The organism is Sphingobium sp. Z007 (assembly GCF_900013425.1).
GTDB lineage: Bacteria > Pseudomonadota > Alphaproteobacteria > Sphingomonadales > Sphingomonadaceae > Sphingobium.
This window is the reverse complement of sequence record NZ_FBXK01000001.1, coordinates 40001-56341: the sequence shown is the minus strand read 5'-3', so window position 1 is coordinate 56341 and position 16341 is coordinate 40001. Positions and strand designations below refer to the sequence as shown.

Sequence of the window (16341 nt, the reverse complement as noted above, 5' to 3'; positions counted from 1 at the left end):
AACGCTATGACACGCACCTTCATCGCCCTCCTGCTCGGCGCCAGCGCGCTGACCGCCTGCGCGGCCGGGCCGGACTATCGGCCGCCCGCTACCCCGACGACGGCGGCCGCGCCCTTCATCGGTGCGGCCGACCCGGCGGTCAGCGCGTCCGCAACCCAGGACCGCTGGTGGACGCTCTATCGCGATCCGCTGCTCGACACGCTGGTCGCCGACGCGCTGGCCGCCAACACCGACATCCGCGTGGCGGTGGCGCGGATCGAACGGGCGCGCGCCTCGCTGCGCGGCGCAAAATCGGATCGCCTGCCGCAAACCAGTCTTGGCGCGTCCGGCACCTATAACCGGACGTCGGCGGCGCAATCGCTGCCGAACATAGACCGGGAAAATTGGGTGTTCGATGGCGGGCTGGACATTGCCTACGAGGTCGATCTGTTCGGCCGGGTCAAGCGCGGCGTGGAGGCGGCGCGCGGCGACCTGGCGGCGGTGCAGGCGGATGCCGACGGCGTGCGCGTCACGGTGATCGCCGACACAGTGCGCGCTTACCTCGACGTCACCGCCACGGCCGAACGGCTGGCCGTGGCGGAGCGGACGGTGGCGCTGCTCGACCAATCGATCCGCATCACCGGTGCGCGATTCGAGGTCGGCCGATCCGATCGGCTGGACGTGATCCGCGTGACCGCCCTGCGCGAACAGCAAAAGGCGACGATCCCGTCGCTGGCGGCGGATCGGGACGCGGCGCTGTTCCGGCTGGCGACGCTGACCGGGCGGACGCCGCAGCAATTGCCCGACACGGTGCGCGCGGCGACCCGCACGCCGCAACTGGCCCAGCCGATCCCGGTCGGCGACGGCCAGGCCCTCCTGGCGCGGCGGCCCGACGTGCGCGCGGCAGAGCGCAGGCTGGCGGCGGACACCGCGCGGATCGGTGTCGCGACGGCGGACCTCTATCCGCGCATCACGCTGGGCGGATCGGTCGGCACGACGGCGCTGGGCGGCGGCAATTTGCTGGGCGGTGGGCCGCTCAACTGGGTGCTGGGGCCGCTCATCAGCTGGGCCTTTCCCAACACCGAAGCGATCCGCGCCCGGATCGGCGCGGCAAAGGCGGACGGTGCGGCGTCGCTCGCAACCTTCGACGGAACGGTGCTCCAGGCGCTGGAGGAAAGCGAACGCGCTTTGTCCGCTTACGCCCATGCGATCGAGCGCGCGCAGACGCTGGGCCTTGCGCGCGACGAAGCGGCCCGCGCGGCCCGGATCAGCCTGGCGCGGCAGCGCGAGGGGCAGATCGATTTCCTCACGGTGCTGGACGCGCAACGCACGCTGGCCAGCGCTGAGGCGGATCTGGCAACCGCCACCCGCGCGCTGTCCTTCGCGCAGGTCGATCTGTTCCGGGCGCTGGGCGGCGGATGGGGTCAGGCTGCCGCCTGACCAACCCTCCGTTCGTTTCGAGCGTGTCGAGAAACGCAAAGCGCCAGCTTGGCCGCTTCTCGACTTCGCTCGAAGCGAACGGATTGTATCATCAGGCCTGCGTCTTCGCCTTGCTCAGATCATAAGCGCCCAGACCCGGCTTGTAACTCTTCTCGTCGATGAACTGCCGGATGCCTTCCTTGCGGCCTTCGCTCTTGTCGTGGAAGTTGGCGGCTTCCTGCATACGGACCAGATAATCTTCCGCCTCGTCATAGGTCATGGTGCCCACGCGGCGGACGGCATCCTTGGCGAATTTCAGCGCTACCGGATTCTTGCTCAGCAGCATTTCGGCGACCTGCGTCGTGCGGGCCTTAAGCTGCTCCAAGGGCACGCTCTCATTGACCAGCCGCATGGCGGACGCGGCCTTGCCGTCGATCAGGTCGCCGGTCAGCGTCAGCCACATGGCGTCGCGCATCGGCAGCAGGTCCACCACCACCTTGGTCACGCCGCCGCCGGGCAATATGCCCCAGTTGATTTCGGACAGGCCGAACTGCGCCTCGTCCGCGCAGATGGCGAGGTCGCAGGCGAACAGTGGGCCAAAGCCGCCGCCGAAACACCAGCCATTGACCATCGCGATGGTCGGCTTCTGATACCAGCGCAGGCGGCGGAACCAGCCATAGCTTTCCGCCTGCGACTTGCGCACGCCGCGCAAACCCTGCGATTCGGTTTCGCGGAAATATTCCTTCAGGTCCATGCCCGCCGACCAGGCGGTGCCTTCGCCGCCCAGCACCAGCACGCCGACATCGTCGCTATATTCCAGCTCGTCCAGCACTTCCATCATGCGCCGGTTGAGCGTCGGGCTCATAGCGTTGCGCTTGGCTGGGCGAGCAAAATTCACCCAGGCGATGCGGTTTTCGACATGAACGGAAACGACGTCTTGATCTTCCATCACCCTGGCTCCTCTGGCGGCCGCACTGTCGGCCCTGCAATATGTATCACAGGCATACAATGTGTAACGCGGGACTGGCAAGGCTTTTTTGCGCGGTCAGCTGACCGGCGCGCCTTGACAAATAGCGGGGTAGTCACGATGATAACGATCGTTATTAAATAAAGGCCGGCGCGATCGGCAAAGCGAGGCGAGATGGATGTGCAGGGCAAGACCGCGCTCGTCACCGGCGGCGCGTCCGGGCTGGGCGCCGCACTGGTGTCCAACTTGTTGTCCGCGGGCGCAGATGTGGTGGTGCTGGACCTGCAAGCCAGCCCCTCGCCCAATGTGCGGTCGATCCTCTGCGACATTACCGATGAAGGGGCGGTGTCCGCTGCTGTGGCCCCGCTTGGCCCAGTGTCGATCCTGGCGAACATGGCCGGGATCGGCGGTATCGCACCGATCGCCACGCCAGCGGGACCGGGCGATGTCGCCGCCTTTCGTCGCGTCATCGACGTCAATCTGATCGGCGCTGTCAACGTCACCGCCCATGTCGCGCGTCGCATGATCGACAATGCGCCGGATGGCTCGGATGGGTCGCGGGGTGTGATCCTCAACGCCTGCTCGATCGCTTCGTTCGAGGGGCAGGAGGGGATGGGCGCCTATGGCGCGTCTAAGGCGGCGCTCGCCGCGCTCACGCTGATCTGGGCGCGCGACCTGTCCCGCCACGCGATCCGCTGCGTCGGCATCGCCCCCGGCTTCTTCGCCACGCCGATGACGGCGCATATGCCGCCAGCTTTGGTCGATGAACTGATCGGCGGCATGGAATTTCCCCGCCGGGCGGGCACGGCCGATGAATTTGCCGACGCCGCCCTGTTCCTGATCCGCCATCCCATGATTAACGGCGAAGTCCTGCGGCTCGACGGCGGCGCTCGCCCGCCCGCGCGCACCCGCTGGACCGCGGCCGCCTGAACCCTTTTCACGACAAGGCAAGACACAGCATGGCCCAAACGCTTCCACCCGCCACCATCGCCGTCTTTGCCGCGATCGTCGGCAAGGATCATGTCTTTTTCGGCGAGGACGATCAGGCAAGCTATCAGGACAAGTTCGCGATCGACGACGCCCGCCACCATCCGGCCGGTGCGGTGGCCCCCGCGACGGTGGAGGAAATCCAGGCGATCGTCCGCATCGCCGCTGACCGCGGCATTGCGCTCTGGCCGATCAGCCGGGGCAAGAATCTGGGCTATGGCGGGTCCTCGCCATTGCTGGCGGGGTCGGTGGTGCTCGACCTCAGCCGGATGAAGAAGATCGATTATGACGAGGCGAACGGCACTGTGCTGCTGGAGCCGGGAGTCGGCTTCTACGATCTCTACGACTTCCTGAAGTCGAAGGGCATGAAACACTGGCTGTCGGTGCCCGGCAATAGTTGGGGATCGGTGGTCGGCAACGCGCTGGACCGGGGCATGGGCTATACCCCCTATGGCGAACATGCGACGCGGATCTGCGGCATAGAGGCGGTGATGGCCGACGGCCTCGTCGTGCGCACCGGCATGGGCGCGCTGGACGGCGCGCCGACCTGGCAGCTCTATCGCTTCGGCTTCGGCCCCGGCTGGGACCAGATGTTCGTCCAGTCCAATTTCGGCATCGTCACCAAAATGGGCCTGTGGCTGATGCCTGCGCCCGAATCGCTGATGGGCATGGACCTGGAGTTCGATCGGCCGGAGGATCTGGGGCCGTTGATCGATGCGATCGCGCCGCTGCGGCGGGAGGGCCTGTTGCAGCAGTCGCCGACCATCGGCAACTGGCTGCGCGCCGCCGCCGTGGTGACGACCCGCGACCAATGGACCGACAAGCCCGGTGCGCTGCCCGACGATGCGATCGCGGCGATCCGCAAGAAATTCAACGTCGGCTGGTGGGGTGTCAGCCTGCGCCTCTATGGCCGGGAATCGGTCAACAAGGCGGCCTATGCGATCTTGGAGCAGGAAATGGGGAAGCTCAAACCCATGTCGCTGCGCCCGACCGTCTGGAAAACCGGCGAACCGCTGGAGGCGACCGGCTGGACCGGCACCCCGCTCACCATGCCGATGCAGAATGCCAACTGGCATGGCGGGCGCGGCGGGCATATCGGCTTTTCGCCGATCCTCCCCCAATCGGGCGCGGCGGCGCAGGCCCAGTTTCAGCGCACCTACGCCCGCTACAAACAATATGGCATGGACTATCAGGCCAGCTTCGCCTTTGGCGAGCGCCACCTCATCAACGTCAACGCGGTGCTCATCAATAAGGATGATCCCGATCTGATGGGCCGGGTCGATCCCTTCCTCAAGCATGTGATCGCTGATGCCAAAGCCGAGGGTTACGGCGAATATCGCACTCATCTCGACTATATGGACGCGGTCGCGGGCACCTATGATTATAACAAGGGCGCGCTGGCGCAGCTCAACCGCAAGGTGAAGGATGCGCTCGATCCCAAGGGGGTGATCGCGCCGGGCAAGAGCGGCATCTGGCCCAGCCGCCGAGCGGGAGGGCAGGGTTGATGCGTCGGGGGATGATCGCCCTAATGGGCGGGGCGCTGATATTGGCGGGCGCGGCTTGCGGCCGGGCGAGCGAAACGCCCGCTCAGGCGCCCAAGCGGCCGCCGCCCTTGCCAGCGCCGGAGACTCTGTCGTCGCGTCCGGCAGCTGGACCGGGGGAGAAGCTCTATATCGAAAAATGCGCCATGTGCCATGGACCGGGCGGCATGGGGACGGGGCTGCTCGCGCGGCGGTCGGACCAGCCCTTGCTGGAGAAGCGCACCGATCTGCCGGCGGACTATGTCGTGCAGGCGGCGCGCATGGGGATCGGCAACATGCCCGCCATCCCGCGCGGCGAAGTCAGCGATGCGGACTTGAAACTGATCGCGCAGCATCTGGCCAAGGGGGCAAAGCCATGAGCGGCCTGTCACGCCGGGGATTTATGGCGAGCGCGGCCGTGGCGTCGGCGGCGCTGGCTGGCGTACGGACCGAGGCTGCGACGGTGCCGCTCCTGCTGCACGATTCGGGGCTGACGGCGGGGCGCCGCTTCGCCGCGCGCGCGCAAATGTTGGGCCGGCAGGCCATCCCGCTGGAGGGTGACCGAGTGCGCCAGATGCGTGCCTTACTATCGGCCTCTCCCGCCGCGATCTTCGCGATCACCCGGCGCAGCGACGAATTGCTGGTTGGCGAGATTGCGGCCGAGGCTGGCTATCGGCGCATCGCGCTGGTGCGGCATGGCGCGGACGGGCGGATGACGGCGCGCTGCGCAATGGACGGCGCGTCCGTCCACTCGCTCGCGCAACTATCGGGCACGGCCTGGCCGGAAGCCTTCGCCGACCTCGCGCTCGACAAGGTCGGCCAATGTGCTCTGGTATCGGAAAGCAGGATAGAGCCCGCGCTCAGCTGGGTGATGGTCCGCAGCTGAGCTGTTCGCTTCGAGCGAAGTCGAGAAGGGGTTGCATGCCCGTTTCTCGACACGCTCGAAACGAGCGGAGGTTATTACCGCCTGATGATCAGCGAATCCGGCCGTTTACGCGGCACCCACTCCCCGCGGCCGGGAAAATTCTTCAACACTTCGCCATCCCACAATCGCACGGTGCGCCGATGGAAGCGCCACTGGCCATCGTCGCCCTTCACCGCATGATCGTCATACCAGCCGGCAAAGCGCAGCAGATAGGGCGGTTCGCCTTCGCACTCGGTCACGAAGGCGAAGCCGCGCATCTTGCAACTGCCGTCCTCCTGCGCCGTATATTGAACCTGAGTCACATGATGCTGGCGACCAGGAAAGCCCGGCGCATTGCGATAATGTTCGGCGATGCCGCGAATTCCCTCATGCCCTTCCCAGATGTCGGGATCATCGAAGACCTCCTCCACCATGCGCGCGCCGGGCGTGAAACAGGCGACCAGCGCCTCGACATCCCCGGTATCGAGCGCCCAGCTATAGGCGGCGATCAGGTCTTGCAGCGCGATCCGGTCCTCGATCGGAAGGGAAGGCATGATAGTCACTCTCCTTGGTTCTCTGGCCTTGGTTCTTTGGCTTGACGTAATAATAACATTCGTTACGATTATGTGCAACAAGACGCGAGATCATGCAAGCGAGAGGACGCATGGGGAAGATCATCATTTCAGGCGCTTCGGGCGCCTTTGGTCGCGCGGCGGCGGAATTGCTGCTGGACAAGGTTGCGCCGCAGGACGCGATATTGCTGACCCGCACGCCCGCAAAGCTGGCCGATCTGGCCACCCGCGGCGCGGACGTGCGCTTCGCCGATTTCGACGATCCGGCCAGCCTGCCCGCCGCGATGGCGGGGGGGGAGAAGATGTTGCTTATCAGCACCGCGCGCGTCGGCACCCGCGTCGGCCAGCATCGGAGCGCTGTTGAGGCGGCGGTCGCGGCGGGCGTGCGGCATATCGTCTATACATCCATCATCGCCGCCGATCAGCCCGGCAATCCTGCGATCGTCAAGGACGACCATCGCGCGACCGAGGAGATCATTGAAGGCTCAGGCGCCGCCTGGACGCATTTGCGCGACAGCCAATATGCCGAGGCGATCGCCGGACCTATGACCATTCCCGCTCTGATGGCAGGCGGCAAGCCCGACAATTGCGGCGACGGCCTGGTGGCCTTCGTCAGCCGCGACGATTGCGTCGCGACCGCGGTGGGTGTCCTCACCCAACCGGGTCATGAGAACCGGGCCTATGTGCTGACCGGTCCCGATCTGCTCACCATTCCGCAGGCGATGGCGTTGGCCAGCGAACTCGCCGGCAAGCCGATCGTGGTCGATCCGGTCGATGACGAAGCGATGTTCGCCTATTTCGACGCGCTGGGCGCGCCGCGCCATGCCTCCGACATCGTGCCCGACGGGCCGATCCCCTGGTCGAGCGACGACATGGTAACGTTCGGCCAGTCGATCCGCGAAGGCTATTTCGCGGAAAAGACCGACTGGGTCGCGAAGATCACCGGCCGCAAGCCTAAAAGCCTGCGCGAGGTCATGCTGGCGCACAAGGAAGGCTGGCCGCTGTGAAGAGGATGATGGCCGCGCTGGCGGCGTTGCTGGCGCTCGCGGGATGCGCGGGCGGCGGAACGACGGGCGACAGCGGCGCGGGCGACGACTGGCCCTATACCGGCGGTGACGTCTGGGGCAGCCATCATTCGCGCCTGACCGATATCGACAAGGGCAATGCCGGTCGCCTGGGCCTGGCTTGGTCCTACGACCTCAATACCAACCGCGTGCAGGAAGCGACGCCGGTGGTCGTCGATGGCGTCATGTACACCAGCGGCAATCTGGGCCGGGTCTATGCGCTCGACGGGGCGACCGGCAAGCCGCTCTGGGCCTTCGAGCCGGAGGTGGACATGCAGTCCAATCGCGCGGCCTGCTGCGACCAAGCCAATCGCGGCGTCGCCGTGGCCAACGGCAAAGTCATGGTCGGCGCGCTCGACGGAATGCTCTACGCACTCGACGCGAAAAGCGGCAAAGTCCTGTGGAAGGCCGACACGGTGGTCGATCACAGCCGCGGCTATACCAGCACCGGCGCGCCCGAAGTGGCGGGCGATCTGGTCATCATCGGCAATGGCGGCGCGGAATATGACGCGCGCGGCTATGTCACCGCCTATCGCATCGCCGATGGTGGGCAGGCCTGGCGCTTCTATACCGTGCCCCACGACCCGGCGAAGGGGCCGCAGGAAAACAAGGCGCTCGACGCCGCGCTCAAGACCTGGGACGCCAAAAGCCGCTGGGACATTGGCGGTGGCGGCACCGTGTGGGACGCGATCAATTATGATCCCAAGTTCGGCACCGTCTATATCGGCGTCGGCAATGGCGGCCCCTATTCCATCGCCACCCGATCGCCCAAGGGCGGCACCAACCTCTATCTTTCCTCCATCGTGGCGCTGGACGCCAAGAGCGGCGCGGTGAAATGGCATTATCAGGAAACGCCCGGCGATAGCTGGGACTTCACCGCCACCCAGCCGATGGTGCTGAGCGAGATGGAGGTGGACGGCACGGTCCGCCCGGTCATCCTCCATTCGCCCAAAAACGGCTATCTGTTCGTGCTGGACCGCGAAACCGGCAAGCCGCTGCGCGTCAATCCGCTGGTGCGGACCAACTGGACCAAAGGGTTCGACAAGGATGGCGTGCCGCAGATGACGCCGGACCGCACCGATTTCTGGAACGGCCCGCGCATCATCTTCCCGGCGTCGGCGGGCGCGCGCAACTGGTATCCGGCCGCCTATGATGCCGAGCGGAAGAACTATTATGCCTCCGTGCTGGACATGGGGAACCTCATGTTCACCGTGCCGCCCGGCACGCCGGCGGAACCCCGGCGGCCCAAGGCGCTGAACGTCCAGACGACGCTGATTTTCACGCCACAACTGGAGGCGGTGCTGCCGACCCTGCCGCCCGCGATCCGCCAACAGGTGGAAAAGCTGCCCGAAATGCAGTGGGTGAAGGACAAGCCCTATAGCAGCGAACTGCGCGCCATCGACCCGCTGACCGGCAAGGCCCGCTGGGCGGTGCCGACGGAAGGGTGGCAGGACCGAATGGGGATGCTCTCCACCGCATCGGGCCTGATCGTCCATGGCACCATCGGCGGCAAGCTGATCGTGCGCGACGCCGACACTGGCAAGCTCATCAAGGAAATCGATACCGGCACGTCGATCATGGCGGCGCCCATGACCTATCGGGTGAAGGGCGTGCAATATGTGGCGGTCGCGGCCGGTTTCGGCGGGGGCGGCTGGGGCTATGTGCCGCGCTATTCGGCGGCCTATCGCAACGGCAACGCCAACCGCATCCTGGTGTTCAAGCTGGACGGTGGCCCGGTGCCGCAGCCCACGCCGCTGCCGCCAGCAGAGGTTGCCCCAGCGCCGCCCGCGCAGTTGCCCGGCGCGACGGCCGCGATGATCGCCAAGGGGCAGGGGCTGTTCTTCCAGAATTGCGCCATCTGCCACAGCAACCAGCTGCGCTCCACCGCGCCCGACCTGCGCCGGATGCAACCGGCCACGCATGATATGTTCAACCAGATCGTGCGCGACGGCCTATTGCTGCCGGGCGGGATGCCGCGCTGGGACGATTTGCTGAGCGTGGAGGATGCCGACGCCATCCATGCCTGGCTGATCGCCGAGCAGGGGCCGCTGCGCGAGCGTGAGCGGAAGCTGAAGGCGGCGGGCAAGCCACTCGATGCGCCCAGCGCCGCCATCATGTCCAATTTCTAGGAACGACCATGGAAGAGACCGACATCATCGTCGTGGGCGGCGGTTCGGGCGGGTCCGCGATGACTGGGCGGCTGGCCGAAGCCGGCCTGTCCGTCACCCTGGTCGAGGCGGGCAGGACCGACCGGCATATGCGATCGCGCATCCCGGCGCTGACCAGCGCGATCGTGCAGAACCCTGCCTATGACTGGTGCTATCAGGCAGAGCCCGACCCGTCGCTGGGCGGCCGGGCCGACATATGGCCCGCAGGCAGGATGCTGGGCGGCGGCAGCGCATTGAATGGCATGATGTTCATTCGCGGCCATCGCTGGGACTATGACGAATGGGCGCGGCTGGGCGCTGCGGGATGGGACTATGATTCGGTGTTGCCCTATTTCCGGCGGATGGAAAATAATGAGCGGGGCGCGGACGCCTGGCGCGGGACCGGCGGGCCGATCGCCGTGTCGGAAGGGCGTGCGCGCTATCCTATTACCGACCAGTGGATCGCGGCGGCGCAGGCGGCGGGTATTCCCCGCTCGCCGGACCTGAACGGGCAGAGCGCCGAGGGCGTCGATTATGTGCAGGTATCGCAGCGAGGCGGCACGCGCTGTTCGGCGGCGCGCGGCTATCTGCACGAGCGGCGCGGCGGCAGGGCACCGACCATAATGTTGGAGGCGCAACTGCTGCGCATCAGAATCGAGGACGGCCGGGCGGTCGGCATCGACTATTGGCAGGACGGCGTCGAAAAGACGCTGCGCGCGCGCCACGGCGTGGTGCTGAGCGCGGGCGCGATGAACACGCCGCGCCTGTTGATGCTGTCGGGCATAGGCCCGGCCGATCATCTGCGCGCGCATGGAATAGAGGCGGTGTGCGATCGGCCTGGCGTCGGTAGCAATCTTCAGGACCATGTCGGCACCCATGTCGTCAATGAAGTCGACGCAGCCACGCTCAACAGCGATGCGCAGGGCTTGCGCGGGGCATGGCAGGTGCTGCGCTATGCGCTCTCCCGGCGTGGCGCGCTGACCACCGCGATCGGTCATGCGCAGGCTTTCGTGAAGAGCCGCCCGGAATTGCCCGCGCCCAATCTCCAGATCAGTTTCGCCGCTTTCGCCTTCGACTTCGATGAACAGGGTCGGTTGATGCTGCGCAAGACGCCGTCCGTCTCTACCCTGGTCGGGCTGATGCGGCCCAGCCATCGCGGGCGGATCAGTCTGCGCTCTGCCGACCCCTTCGCGCCGCCGAAGATCGAGCATCGGCAATTGGGTAGTGACGACGATATCGACCAGATCGTGGAAGGCATCGGCATCGCCCGGTCGATCCTGAACGAAACGCCGATCGCGGCGCATATCAAGGGCGAGCTGCGTCCCGGCGCGGCGCTGACCGATCCCGATCAGTTGCGCGGCTATGTGCGGATGGCGTCGATCCCGCTCTATCATCCCGTCGGCACAGCCAGGATGGGTGCGCGCGACGATGCGCAGGCGGTGGTCGATGCCGACCTGGCCGTCATCGGGGTGGAGGGGCTGTGGGTGGCCGACGCGTCGGTCATGCCCAGCCTGCCTGCGGGCAATACCAATGCGACCGCGATCATGATCGGCGACAAGGGCGCGGACCATGTGCTGCGCGCTATGCGACAGCGAACTGGACAGTTGTGAGCGTTTGCGCGGACTTGATATAACGATAACGATCGTTATGAAAAGATGGTAGAATGAGGAGCAGATAATGGTGCGAGTCTTTCCCGAAACGATCCATTTTACCGGCCTCAATACGCCTGTTGGCATCGAATGGTCGGCGCGCAATCTGGCGGTGATCGGCGAGATCCCGGCCGAGATCGACGGCGCCTTTTTCCGCGCCGTGCCGGACCCCGCCCATGCGCCGATGTTCGACGATGATATCGTCCTGTCGGGTGATGGCATGGTTGCGAAGTTCGCCATTCATGACGGCAAGGTGGATTATGCCATCCGCTATGTCGAAACCGAACGCTACGCGCTGGAAAAGGACGCCCGGCACGCCCTGTTCGGCCGCTATCGCAACCCCTTTACTGACGATCCCGTCGTGGCCGGTCGCGACCGCACCGTCGCCAACACGACGCCGGTCTGGCATGGCGGGCGGCTGTTCATGACGAAGGAGGATGGCCTTGGTTATGAGATCGATCCCGACACGCTGGAGACGATCGGCCGCTGGGACTATCATGGTGCCTTCACGTCGCAGACCTTCACCGCCCATCCCCGCGTTGATCCGCAGACCGGGGAGATGTTCTTCTTCGGCTATGAAGCGGACGGGCTGTGTTCGACCAAGGTCGCCTATGGCGTGGCGGATCGCGACGGCAATCTGATGCGTGAGCAATGGTTCGATCAGCCCTATTGCTCGACCATCCATGATTTCGCGATCACCGAAAAATATGCGATTTTCCCGATTTTCCCGACCACGGCCGATCTGGACCGATTGAAGGCAGGCGGCGCGCATTGGGCGCACCAGCAGGATCTGGACAGTTGGGTCGGCATCATGCCGCGCTATGGCAAGGCGGAAGAGATGCGCTGGTTCCGCGGGCGGCCGGGCGTGTCGGCCTTCCACATCGTCAACGCCTTTGACGATGGCGATTGCGTCCATCTCGACCTGTGCCTGTCGGACACCAATGCCTTTGGTTTCATGCGTGAAGCCGGCGGTATCCAGCGCGACCAGCGGGAGATAGGCGGCGGCCTGACCCGCTGGACCTTCGATCTGTCGAAGGACGGGGACAGTTTCGAGGCGCGGCTGATCGGCCCGCCTGGCGACATGCCGCGCCTGCGCGACGCCGACCAGGGGCGGCCTTATCGGTCGGCCTGGTATCTGTCGATGAACCCACAGGGCGGACCGCCGCTGCCGGGCGGGCCGGTCGGCTTCGCCTTCAACGCGCTGTTGCAGATCGAGCCGGGCAATGGCCGCATCGACATGATGGGGCTGGAATTCGGCATGGCGATAAGCGAACCGGTGCATGTTCCATCGGCGCAGGCGGGGCATGAAGGCTGGTTGCTGATGGTGGTCGATCGCCAGGCGGGGGAGGCGGACTATAAGTCCGAACTCTGGGTGGTGGATGCAAACACCATCGCCGCCGGGCCGGTCGCACGCGTGCCGATGCCCCTGCCGATGCGTGCGCAGGTGCATGGCGCCTGGGTGTCGGCGGCGCAATTGGCAAGCGCGAAGGCGCACCAAGCCGCTTGACAAAATACTAACGATCGTTACTTAATGGCGGGGAGGCAGAGACCTCTCCGTCCTGAACGGAAAAGACGGAAGGCCCTGGGCCGGGCAAGAGGATGGCAAGGCAGGCAGGCGCATAGCGCCGCCCCCAACCGGAACCGGCAATGGCTGGTCCGGCGCTTCCTCCCCCTGCGCCTTGAGGCCATCATATGAGGGAGGAAAAGACCATGGCGATAATCTGGAAGAGCCGGTTTCAAGGGCATGTGGCGGGTATAGCGTTGGCAGCGGCGATGATCGCCGCGCCCGCAACGGCGCAGGAGGCGGCGACGCCCGAACAGGCAGCCGATCAGGCCAATAGCGCCGATATCATCGTCACCGCCCAGTTCCGCGCGCAAAATCTGCAGGATACGCCGATCGCCATCACCGCGGTCTCAGCCGATACACTGGCTGCGCGTAGCCAGACCAGCGTCACGGACCTGGGCCAGTTCGCGCCGAACGTCGCGCTGGCGCCCGCCACCAGCATCCAGGGCAATGCCGTCGCCGCCTTCATCCGTGGCGTGGGGCAGCTCGACGCCAGCTTCGCGCTGGAACCGGGCGTCGGCATCTATATCGATGACATCTATTATGGCACGACCTTCGGCGCGGTCATGGACCTGACCGACCTGGAGCGGGTCGAGGTGCTGCGCGGACCGCAGGGCACGCTGGCCGGCAAGAACAGCGTCGGCGGCGCGGTGAAGCTGTTCAGCAAGAAGCCGGATGCCACGCCGGGCGGTTTCGTCGAGGCGACCTATGGCCGGTTCGACCGGCTGGAACTGCGCGGCAGCGCCAATGTGCCGCTGACCGACGACCTGTTCCTGCGCGTGTCGGGCGTGTCGAAAAATGTCGACGGTTATATGAAACTGCTCGATTATGGCTGCGTCTACCCGGCGTCGGGCATCCCGGCCAGCAGCGGCAACAAGAATTGCCGGATCGGCACCGAAGGCGGGATCGACGTGATGGCGCTGCGCGCCGCGCTGCGTTACGCGCCGGCCGGATCGCCGCTGGAAATCAACGTCGTCGCCGATGTGTCCAAGGACAAGAGCGAGACGGTCGCGACCAAATTGCTCTATGCCGACAACCCGTCCGTGCGCAGCTATGTCGCGGGCGATCCGACCGCGGGCATCCCGTTCGACAGCCGCTTTCTGACCGGGTCGAAGAGCTACACATCCTACGCCACCTATGCGACCGGCGGCAATTATACGACGGTGTTCGGCATCCCGACCCAGATCGCGCCGGGGGGCTTTTCCGCCAGCCCGACCAGCACGGTCAAGGCGTGGGGCCTGTCGGGCACGATCGACTATGACCTGTCGGACTCGTTCAAGCTCAAGTCGATCACCGGCTATCGCAGCGCCGATGGCACCAGCGCGATCGATGTCGACGGATCGCCGCTCGCGATATTGTTGCAGGAGTTCACCTACGGCCACGAGCAGTTCACGCAGGAATTGCGGTTGAGCGCCAATTTCAATGACAAGGTCGACCTGACCGTCGGCGGCTTTTATTATAAGGCGACGGACACGATCGAGGGGCGCAGCCAGATCCCGACCCTGTTGTTCGATTTCTTGTCGGACGACGTCATCAAGAACCGCAGCGCGTCGGTGTTTGCCCATGGCGAATTTCATGTGACCGACGCCTTCAACATCATCGGCGGGCTGCGCTACACCGATGACAAGAAGACCTATCGCTATTCCCGCCGCAATGTGGATGGGACGTTGCCAAGCGGCGCCTTCTTCACGCCCAATTTCCTTCTGGTCGGGCTGGACGGGCTGACCGGCACGTTCAAGGGCAACCGGGTCGATTACCGTATCGGCGTCAATTATCGCTGGTCGGACGAGCTGATGACCTATGCCCAGCTGTCGACAGGCTTTAAGGGCGGCGGCATCAACCCGCGCCCGTCCGCGCCGGATCAGGTCCAGACCTTCGGCCCGGAAAAGCTCACCACCTATGAAGCCGGGTTCAAGGCTGATCTGTTCGGCCGGATGTTGCGCCTGAACGGTGCGGTGTTCCTGAACAAATATGACGATATGCAGCTGGTCCGTTATCAGTGCCCGGAAAGCGTCGTCCTGTCCTGCTCGGTGCCGTCCAATGCGGGCGATGCGGAAGTATTGGGTTGGGAACTGGAGGCGCAGCTGCGTCCGGCGGACGGCCTGTCGTTCGACGCATCGGTCGGCTATCTCGACTTCGATTATAAGAGGATCACCAACCCGGCGACGCTGGTGACCAAGGACATGATCGCGCCCTTCATCAGCAAATGGCAGTTGTCGGCTGGCGTGCAATATGAAGCCGACCTGGGCGGCAATGGCACGCTGACGCCGCGGATCGACTGGTCCTGGCGCTCCAACTTCTATTATAACGCGATCAACAACGCCGATAATCTGATCGACGCGCCCAGCCTGGTCAATGCGCGGCTGACCTATCGCGCGGCCGACAAGGATTGGTCGCTCAGCGTTGGCGTCACCAACGTCTTCGACACATTCTACTATCAGGGTGTTGCGGAAAACGTCGCCACCTACGGTGTGTCCACCGGTACGGTCGGCCGTCCGCGCGAATGGACCGCGACGGTCAAGAAGAGCTTTTGAGAGGAAATGGACAGCATGATTCCAACAGGCATCCGGATCGCCCATCCCGACAAGCTGTTCATCGGCGGCGCGTGGATCGATTCCACTGGTGAGGGCATGATCGAGATCGTCTCGCCCAATAGCGAGGAGGTGATCGCGCGGGTCGCCGACGGCACGGCAGCGGATATGGACCGGGCCGTCGCTGCCGCGCGCAAGGCGTTCGATGAAGGGCCATGGCCGACCATGGACCCGGCGGAGCGGGGGGCGATCGTCAAGCGCATGGGCGCTGAACTGGAACAGCGCGCGCCCGAACTGGCGGCGGCCTGGACCGCGCAGGTCGGTGGGCTGGCGAGCTTTGCGCCGGTCATGACCGGTGGGGCGACCGCCACGTTGATGGCGATCGCGGGCTATGCCGATAGCTATCCGTTCGTGGAGCGGCGCCCTTCGCACATGGTCAACACCGCCATCGTGGTGCAGGAACCCGCCGGCGTGGTGGCGGCGATCGCGCCGTGGAACGCGCCCTATGGCATCATGTCGGCCAAACTGGCTTATGCATTGGTCGCAGGTTGCACCGTCATCATGAAGCCCTCGCCCGAAACCCCGCTGGAGGCCTATATCATGGCCGAAGCGGCGGAGGCGGCGGGAGTGCCGGCGGGCGTCGTCAATCTGGTTGCGGCCGGGCGCGACGCGTCCGATCATCTGGTCCGCAATCCGGGGATCGACAAGGTGACCTTCACCGGATCGACCCTGGCGGGCAAGCGGATCGGCGAAGTCTGCGCCGGTCGCGTGGCGCGCTGCACATTGGAACTGGGCGGGAAGTCGGCGGCGATCGTGCGTGACGACTTCCCGATCGAGGCGGCCGCCGCGATCCTGGGCAACACCATCACCATCATGAGCGGTCAGGTCTGCGCGATGCTGAGCCGCGCGATCGTGCCGCGCCATCGCCATGACGCATTGGCCGACGCCATCGCCAAGGTGATGCAGGGTATCCGCATCGGCCATAGCGATGCGCCCGACACGCAGCTTGGCCCCGTCGCCATGAAGCGTCAGTTGGAT

The 16341-nt window shown here is 65.4% G+C and carries 13 protein-coding genes (1 of these 13 running past the window's edge); 11 read left to right on the top strand and 2 right to left on the bottom strand.

Annotation, left to right across the window (positions count from 1 at the left end):
• Window positions 1–6: 6 nt before the first annotated feature.
• Window positions 7–1419, top strand: coding sequence for an efflux transporter outer membrane subunit (locus CEQ44_RS00270; protein WP_088185336.1), 1413 nt, complete (start codon window positions 7–9; stop codon window positions 1417–1419).
• Window positions 1420–1510: 91 nt separating this feature from the next.
• Here the strand turns inward: CEQ44_RS00270 and CEQ44_RS00265 are convergent, their stop codons facing one another.
• On the bottom strand, window positions 1511–2347 hold the full coding sequence (locus CEQ44_RS00265; protein WP_088185350.1) for a p-hydroxycinnamoyl CoA hydratase/lyase: 837 nt from the start codon (window positions 2345–2347) through the stop codon (window positions 1511–1513).
• Between the two features lie 192 nt (window positions 2348–2539).
• On the opposite strand from CEQ44_RS00265, the gene CEQ44_RS00260 reads away from it, so the two are divergent.
• The 4 genes from CEQ44_RS00260 to CEQ44_RS00245 are packed head-to-tail and all read left to right on the top strand — an operon-like array spanning window position 2540 to window position 5758.
• The gene (locus CEQ44_RS00260; RefSeq protein WP_088185337.1) at window positions 2540–3295 is read left to right on the top strand and encodes an SDR family NAD(P)-dependent oxidoreductase; all 756 of its coding nucleotides are present in this window, start codon (window positions 2540–2542) and stop codon (window positions 3293–3295) included.
• A gap of 29 nt (window positions 3296–3324) precedes the next feature.
• Complete coding sequence (locus tag CEQ44_RS00255; RefSeq protein WP_088185338.1) at window positions 3325–4857, top strand: FAD-binding oxidoreductase; 1533 nt, start codon at window positions 3325–3327, stop codon at window positions 4855–4857.
• Window positions 4857–5252 carry a cytochrome c gene (locus tag CEQ44_RS00250; RefSeq protein WP_254913896.1) on the top strand — a complete coding sequence of 132 codons (396 nt, stop codon included), beginning with the start codon at window positions 4857–4859 and terminating at the stop codon, window positions 5250–5252. The genes CEQ44_RS00255 and CEQ44_RS00250 overlap by 1 nt, the downstream gene beginning before the upstream one ends.
• Complete coding sequence (locus CEQ44_RS00245) at window positions 5249–5758, top strand: hypothetical protein (protein ID WP_088185340.1); 510 nt, start codon at window positions 5249–5251, stop codon at window positions 5756–5758. Before CEQ44_RS00250 ends, CEQ44_RS00245 begins: the two co-directional genes overlap by 4 nt.
• A 74-nt stretch (window positions 5759–5832) precedes the next feature.
• On the opposite strand, the gene CEQ44_RS00240 is transcribed toward CEQ44_RS00245, so the two are convergent.
• Window positions 5833–6330 (bottom strand): nuclear transport factor 2 family protein, encoded by a 498-nt coding sequence (locus CEQ44_RS00240; protein ID WP_088185341.1) that lies wholly within the window; start codon window positions 6328–6330, stop codon window positions 5833–5835.
• Window positions 6331–6440: 110 nt separating this feature from the next.
• On the opposite strand from CEQ44_RS00240, the gene CEQ44_RS00235 reads away from it, so the two are divergent.
• The 6 genes from CEQ44_RS00235 to CEQ44_RS00210 all read left to right on the top strand — a co-directional run.
• The gene (locus tag CEQ44_RS00235; RefSeq protein ID WP_088185342.1) at window positions 6441–7355 is read left to right on the top strand and encodes an NAD(P)H-binding protein; all 915 of its coding nucleotides are present in this window, start codon (window positions 6441–6443) and stop codon (window positions 7353–7355) included.
• A 5-nt stretch (window positions 7356–7360) separates the two neighbouring features.
• The gene (locus CEQ44_RS00230; RefSeq protein WP_088185343.1) at window positions 7361–9541 is read left to right on the top strand and encodes a PQQ-binding-like beta-propeller repeat protein; all 2181 of its coding nucleotides are present in this window, start codon (window positions 7361–7363) and stop codon (window positions 9539–9541) included.
• Window positions 9542–9549: 8 nt separating this feature from the next.
• On the top strand, window positions 9550–11169 hold the full coding sequence (locus CEQ44_RS00225; RefSeq protein ID WP_088185344.1) for a GMC family oxidoreductase: 1620 nt from the start codon (window positions 9550–9552) through the stop codon (window positions 11167–11169).
• A gap of 67 nt (window positions 11170–11236) precedes the next feature.
• A complete protein-coding gene (locus tag CEQ44_RS00220; protein ID WP_373438198.1) occupies window positions 11237–12715 on the top strand; it encodes a carotenoid oxygenase family protein in 1479 nt (492 codons plus the stop codon).
• A 203-nt stretch (window positions 12716–12918) separates the two neighbouring features.
• On the top strand, window positions 12919–15306 hold the full coding sequence (locus CEQ44_RS00215; protein WP_088185352.1) for a TonB-dependent receptor: 2388 nt from the start codon (window positions 12919–12921) through the stop codon (window positions 15304–15306).
• Window positions 15307–15321: 15 nt separating this feature from the next.
• Window positions 15322–16341, top strand: partial view of an aldehyde dehydrogenase gene (locus CEQ44_RS00210; protein WP_088185353.1) — the 5' portion only. The gene runs 450 nt beyond the window's last position; only the first 1020 of its 1470 coding nucleotides appear in the window; it begins with the start codon at window positions 15322–15324; the stop codon falls past the right edge of the window.